The 7,083-nt window shown below is 35.7% G+C and carries 3 protein-coding genes; all 3 read left to right on the forward strand.

Translation table 11 applies throughout. The annotated features are described in order from the left end of the window. The first annotated feature begins 444 nt into the window (after positions 1–444). The 3 genes from IWB18_RS12035 to IWB18_RS12045 all read left to right on the forward strand — a co-directional run bounded on the left by IWB18_RS12035 (position 445) and on the right by IWB18_RS12045 (position 6,768). Positions 445–1,557, forward strand: coding sequence for a hypothetical protein (locus IWB18_RS12035; RefSeq protein ID WP_207740835.1), 1,113 nt, complete (start codon positions 445–447; stop codon positions 1,555–1,557). 142 nt (positions 1,558–1,699) lie between these two features. Further along, positions 1,700–6,532 carry a RecQ family ATP-dependent DNA helicase gene (locus IWB18_RS12040; protein ID WP_195683867.1) on the forward strand — a complete coding sequence of 1,611 codons (4,833 nt, stop codon included), beginning with the start codon at positions 1,700–1,702 and terminating at the stop codon, positions 6,530–6,532. A 47-nt stretch (positions 6,533–6,579) separates the two neighbouring features. After that, positions 6,580–6,768 carry a DUF6440 family protein gene (locus IWB18_RS12045; protein WP_195683868.1) on the forward strand — a complete coding sequence of 63 codons (189 nt, stop codon included), beginning with the start codon at positions 6,580–6,582 and terminating at the stop codon, positions 6,766–6,768. The last annotated feature ends 315 nt before the right edge of the window (positions 6,769–7,083 follow it).

Genomic DNA, 7,083 nt, shown 5'->3' on the forward strand with positions numbered 1-7,083 from the left:
GATGCAAGCGGTATTTAAACATGAAACACCTGGAAAGAATGGAGCTTGACAACCCAGAGTCAGTTGCTCTTTAAATATATTCAAACCAAATGGCTAATTAATTTTGCGAAAGAATCTTGACGGTACCGTGTACAAAGCTGTAATAATAGTAGCACACATAAATTGTAGCTTCAGAATTCAGTAGATAAGTGTATTTAAAATTTGAGCATTTAAAATATAAATTGGGATTAAATTGATAAATAATTGGAAATATTTTATAATTTAAAATAAGATGATTTATCTAATTATCGGATTAAAGACTATTTGTTTTTGTGATCAGAGATCACTTTTTTATTATTGAATCGACCAGTTTTAACTTATTTTAAGAAAAATATATCCAATTATGAATAAAAGTTAAACTCACTGAAAAATGAATAATTTGTGTCCACCATAAAGGAGAATAAAATGAAAAATTTTTCTGAAAACCTTAAGATGAAAGCATCTAAAATTGCTTCAGATGTTTTGGATGATAAAAATGTTTCTAAAATCACCAATGCGGTTTCTTCCAAGATAAACGACGGATTATCGAACATCACTAATCATAAGAAAAATACGCAACAAAAAAAAGATCATGTAGAGGATGTACTTGAAGTAATTGAAGTGAATGGTGAATCGGATGAGGTGGGGGTTTTGTCGAGCAATAAATCCTTTGGATCGACGGTCAATACCGTGATAACAAGATATAAACCTGACTTATCTCCAGATAAAATGTATGATTCCACACTTTTTATCATAGGAAAAGCGGCAACTTTTCCTATTGTAAGAGTGGATCGAGACGAATTCTTAAAGTCGGAATTTTCAAAATCACCTTATCTGGACCACATACTAAAAGAGGATCCTACATCCGTATATAATCCAGAAGTATTAAGAAAAAAAGCGGACGAGATTATAACCTCTACTACGAACAAAACATCTTTTGCATCCTTCGCATCAGGACTGCCTTCAAATCCCGCGCTTATGATTGGAGCAGGAAGTTTGGATATCGTGCAGTATTTTGGGTTCGCAATCAATATGGCTCAAAAGATCGCATATCTCTATGGTGAGGACAATTTATTTGAAAATAACGGTGATGATTTATCAGAAAGAGCAAAAATCAGGATCATTGGTTATTTGGGTGCGATGTATGGTGCAAGCGGAGCAGCTGTGCTGGTCAACAAAACTTCAGTTATGGCCGGTAAAACAATAGGAAACAAGGTGGCGAGCAAGGCTCTTACCAAAACGGCTTGGTATCCCATGGTCAAAAAAGTTGGTTCTATTGTCGGTTATAAAATAACAAAACAAACTGTAGCCAAAACTATTAATAAGGCAGTTCCAGTTATAGGTGGAGTCGTTTCCGGAGGGCTGACATATGTTACATTCAAACCACTGGGTAATAAATTAGTAGACACCTTGATACGCAACATTAATGGGGAGTTTGACAGTGATTTTGATTATGAATCCGGTTTGAACCCGGATTTTAAAGAAATATTGGAAAAAGAGGAACTGGATTTATTTACTACTATTGACGATATTGAGTAACACTTGATGGGTTGTCTTGGAAAAAATAGTAACTTTCCTATGTAGGACTCGTTACCTGTCAGGTGAAGGTACTGCTTGACCTTAGTATTTTGGCTTGTACTAAGAGGTACGTTAATCAATACAGAGAAATGAAAGGTATATTATGAAATCTATTGCATTTATTGATACAGAAGTTTCTGTAGAGTCGAAAAGAATAAATGATTTCGGTGCAATCAATGATCGTGGAGAAATATATCATGAACCAAATTTGAAAAAGTTTGTTTCATTTATCCAGGACTCTGATTTTCTATGTGGTCACAACATTATTAACCATGACCTTAAATATCTTAGAGAATCATTAGGAACTGATTTACAATACTCGATCAACCATAAAGAAAAAATAATCGACACCCTCTACCTCTCGTCGCTCCTCTTTCCCCAGCGACCGTACCATGCTCTTGTAAAAGATGATAAACTGCAGACGGAAGAATTAAACAATCCTTTGAATGATGCAAGAAATGCCATGAACCTTTTTTACGATGAGTTGGAAGAATTTAAAAAAATGCCGAGATATTTGCAGAATATTTACTATGGGTTATTGAAAGATAAAAAAGAGTTTTGTGGCTTCTTTCAATTCCTCGATTTCGAAAGCGAATATCAGTCTATCGATGTGGGAATCAAAGAAAAATTTAAAGGATCTATCTGTGAATATGCGAATATACAACAGTTTGTGATCGATTTTCCTGTTGAGCTTGCATACTGTATCGCTCTCATTCATGCCAATGATGAATATTCAATCATGCCACCATGGATATTGAAGACATTTCCTGAAGTTGATCCGCTGATGCATAAGCTGAGAGGAAAACCATGCTTGCAGGGTTGTGCCTACTGCAATGAGCAACTAGATGCTGTAATAGGTTTAAGGGAATACTTTAATTATGATTCTTATCGTACTTTTGAAGGGATACCGTTGCAAGAAACTGCAGCCAGGTCAGCAATCGAGAATAAATCTCAGCTGGTTATTTTCCCCACTGGTGGCGGGAAATCCATTAAATTTCAGGTGCCGGCACTGGTACTAGGGAAAGCTACGAAAGGGTTGACAGTGGTCATTTCGCCCTTGCAATCCCTAATGAAGGATCAGGTAGATAACCTTGAAGAAAAGAGCATCACTCAGGCAGTAACTATCAACGGACTCTTAGATCCCATAGAACGCATGGAGTCTATACGAAGAGTGGAAAATGGCGATGCCACTATGTTGTATATTGCTCCGGAGTCTTTGCGCTCAAAAACCATTGAGAGATTGGTTCTAAACCGAAAAATTTGTCGTTTTGTTATCGATGAAGCCCACTGTTTTTCTTCTTGGGGACATGACTTTCGTGTGGATTATCTCTATATCGGTGAGTTTATCAAAAATATCTGCAATAAAAAGAATTTGGAAGAAATGATACCGGTTTCTTGTTTTACTGCGACAGCAAAACAAAATGTCATCGATGATATCGTGACTTATTTCAAAAAGAATTTAAATCTTGACCTGGAGATTTTTTCAACTAAAGTTTCCCGAAAGAACTTAGTTTACAAAGTTATTGAAAAAAATGATGATGAAAAATATGACGAAGTAAGAATGCTGTTGGAGCGTAAGGATTGCCCTACGATCATCTACGTATCCAGAACAAAAAAAGCTGATGATCTGGCATTGCGGCTAACAAATGATGGATATTCTGCGAAAGCATTCCATGGGAAGATGGATAAGAAGGAAAAAAGTGATAATCAAGATGCTTTTATACATGGAGACGTTCAGATAATGGTTGCCACCTCAGCTTTTGGAATGGGCGTCGATAAAAGCGACGTTGGAATGGTGATTCATCATGACATTTCAGATTCTCTTGAAAATTACGTTCAAGAAGCCGGTAGAGCAGGACGCGATCAAAACATTAAAGCTGATTGTTATATTCTCTTTAATGACGAAGATCTTAACAAGCATTTCATATTGCTCAATCAGACAAAAATAAGCAAAGAAGAAATTCAACAAGTATGGAAGGCTATCAAAAGTACAACCAGAACAAGAAATAGAATGTCCAGCTCTGCGTTGGAAATTGCTCGAGAAGCAGGCTGGGACGATACGATCATGCAAATTGAAACCAGAGTAACTACCGCAATTGCGGCACTTGAAAATGCTGGATACATAAAACGAGGGCAAAATATGCCTAAAGTTTATGCAAACAGCATCATGGCACGTTCCGTAATAGATGCAATAAATAAGATAAGGAAGTCAGGGTTGTTCGCAGGGAAAGAAGAAGAGCAAGCGATAAGGATCATAAAAAAATTAATATCGAGCCGAAGTCGAAAGCATGCTCAAAATGAAACGCCAGAATCTAGAGTCGACTACATTTCAGATGATTTAGGAATTGAAAAGAAACAAGTTATTTACATCGTACAATTGCTACGAGAAGCGAGAGTATTAGCTGATGCAAAAGATATAACTGCATATTTAGAAGCGGGAGGCAATGTTTCAAAATCCTTTAACACCTTGATTGTAAATCGCCAATTGGAAGAGTTTCTGATTCAAGAAATAACTGAAGAAAAATCAATGGTCAATATAAAAATTTTAAACGAAGCGGCGGAGACCAATTCCATAAAAAAATCATCCCCGGAAAAAATCAGAAAGATTTTGAATTTCTGGGAGACAAAAGGTTATATTCACCGAGATAGATCAAGACGTTCGCCCAACAATATGAGAATTACATTTCTGCAGGATAAAGAAGATTTTTTAAAGATCGTTGAGAGCCTGGGTCAAATGGCATATTATATATTGGAGTATTTAAGTGATATCTGTGAAGAAAACGAGGATTATGTCGAATTTTCTGTTCTTGAGCTGAAGGAAGAATGCCAGTTGCGATTGCAGATGTTGAATAGAAAAGTCACCACGGAAGAAGTGGAAAATGCCCTGATCTACTTAAATAAAATCGGTGGGCTGAAGCTGGAAGGTGGATTTTTAGTTACGTATAATGGGCTTAGTATCGAACGGTTGGAGACAGACAACAAAATCCAATATAAAGTGGATGATTACAAGCAACTTCAACAGTTTTATGAACAAAAGACTCAGATGATACACATTGTTGGAGAATACGCCAGAAAAGTGTTATCGGACTATCAATCCGCGTTGCAGTTTGTAGACGATTATTTTCAATTAGAGGACAGTTCTTTTTTGAGAAAGTACTTCAAGGGTCAACGCAATGCTGAGATCAAGAAAAATATTACTCCAGAAAAATTTATGAGATTATTTGGCGAGTTATCTCCTGCACAATTGAAAATAATTAATGACAAGGATTCAAAATATATTGTTGTTGCAGCAGGACCAGGCAGCGGTAAAACACGAATTTTAGTTCATAAATTAGCGTCATTGTTATTGATGGAGGATATTAAACACGAGCAGCTCCTTATGATCACCTTTTCGCGTTCCGCAGCGACGGAATTCAAAAAGCGATTAATGGATCTTATTGGCAATGCTGCCCACTATATTGAGATCAAAACGTTTCACTCCTATTGTTTTGATATAATGGGAAGAGTAGGGAGCATTGAAAATTCTTCAAATATAATCAAAGAAGCGACTAACTATATAGAAAATAGTGACGTGGAATTGTCCAAGATCACAAAAGCTGTATTGGTAATAGATGAAGCCCAGGATATGGATGTTCATGAATTTCATCTTGTAAAAACACTTATAGAAAAAAATGATGATATGCGAGTGATTGCAGTTGGGGATGACGACCAGAATATTTATGGATTCCGCGGATCCGATTCAAAATACATGCAATCTTTACTAGAATTCGAGAGATCGAATTTATACGAGCTGGTGGAGAATTACAGAAGCAAATCAAATCTGGTGGAATTTACTAACGTTTTTGTGGATACAGTTCCAAATCGTATGAAAAGTACACCTATCATGTCAGCTCAATTAGGTCTGGGTTCTATCCAAGTGATTCGATACGCCAGCAAGAATTTGATCGAACCTGTTATCAACAAATTGATGGAGAAGGGCATGAGTGGGTCTACATGCATCATGACAAAAACAAATGAAGAGGCTTTCCAGATTGCCGGACTTCTAAAGAAAAACGGAATACATGCAAAATTGATTCAAAGCAATGAACATTATAATTTGTATGATTTGGATGAAGTTAGGTACTTTGTAGATCAGTTAAACTTATACGACGATACGTATGTGATTCAAAACGATATATGGAATAAAGCTAAAAAACAATTGAATACTCATTTTTTGAGGAGCAAAAATTTATCTTTGTGCAATAAAATTATTGAAGATTTTGAGGAAATAAACAACAAGTATAAGTATAAATCTGATTTATTGATTTTCTTACGGGAATCACAGGAGGAAGATTTTCACAATGAAAGTCGAGGATCCATTAGTATTTCAACCATTCATAAAGCGAAGGGCAGGGAATTTGAGCATGTAATTTTAATGCTTGTTGATTTTAGGGTAGAAACAGAAGAAGCAAAGCGACAGCTTTATGTTGGAATGACAAGAGCGAAGGAAAGCTTGGAAATTCACTACAACGATAATTATTTGAGCAAAAGTTCAAATAATGCTTATGGAAAGATTGAAGCATTGCAATACAGAAAAGATACTAGAATTTATGCACCATCTGACTTTCTTTCCCTACAATTGAATCACAGGGATGTTTACTTGGATTATTTTATAACTAAACAACAGCTAATCAAAAATTTAATGAGTGGAGACGAAATTATTATTGACGATCAGGGATGTTTGGATAACAATAGACGAAGGATTCTGATGTTTTCAAGTAAATTCAAAGGGGAGTTAGACAAATTAAAAGCTCAGGGTTACGAATATGAAAATGCGCGGGTAAGTTACGTCATTAATTGGAATAAGGAAGATTCTGAGAATGAGATCCGCATTGTGCTTCCGGAGATCGATTTTATGAAAGGAAAAGTACAGTTCGACAATAAAAGTCAGATATAAACTCAAGTAAGTTAAATGAGAAATAAGTGAATAAAGGAGACGCTAAAATGTTTGGAAAAGATTCAAATAAAAGATTTGATATTATCCTTAAAGAGGGTAATCTGTCAGGTAATAAAATAATTGTAGATAAAGAAACAGGGGTTCACTACCTATTTAGTTGGGACGGGTATGCTGGTGGAATAACACCCTTATTAGATGGTGATGGGAAACCAGTGGTTACATCAGATAAAGCATAGCATACAATAAAAAACAACTCCTAATCTTTTAGAAATTTCTGCTGTATTAATAAGAAACGATGAAATTTTAATTATACTGTTATCGGAATGATGTCAATATTATTCTGATAACGGTGTACTTTTTTTGAGACGATTTTTATTTATAGAACTGGCATCAAAATATTGACCACATAGTCAATTTGCGTTAAATGCATATAGTCATCGGATAGAGCACCCTTTTTCATAGAATAGAGCCACTTCATCCATCAAATAGAGCCATGATTTTCTTGGCAGGGCCATCACAGATGTGACAGCCCAAGCCTGTTATTTAATACC

Origin of the sequence: Alkalibacter mobilis (assembly GCF_015594845.1) — a bacterium.
Lineage (GTDB): Bacteria > Bacillota > Clostridia > Eubacteriales > Alkalibacteraceae > Alkalibacter > Alkalibacter mobilis.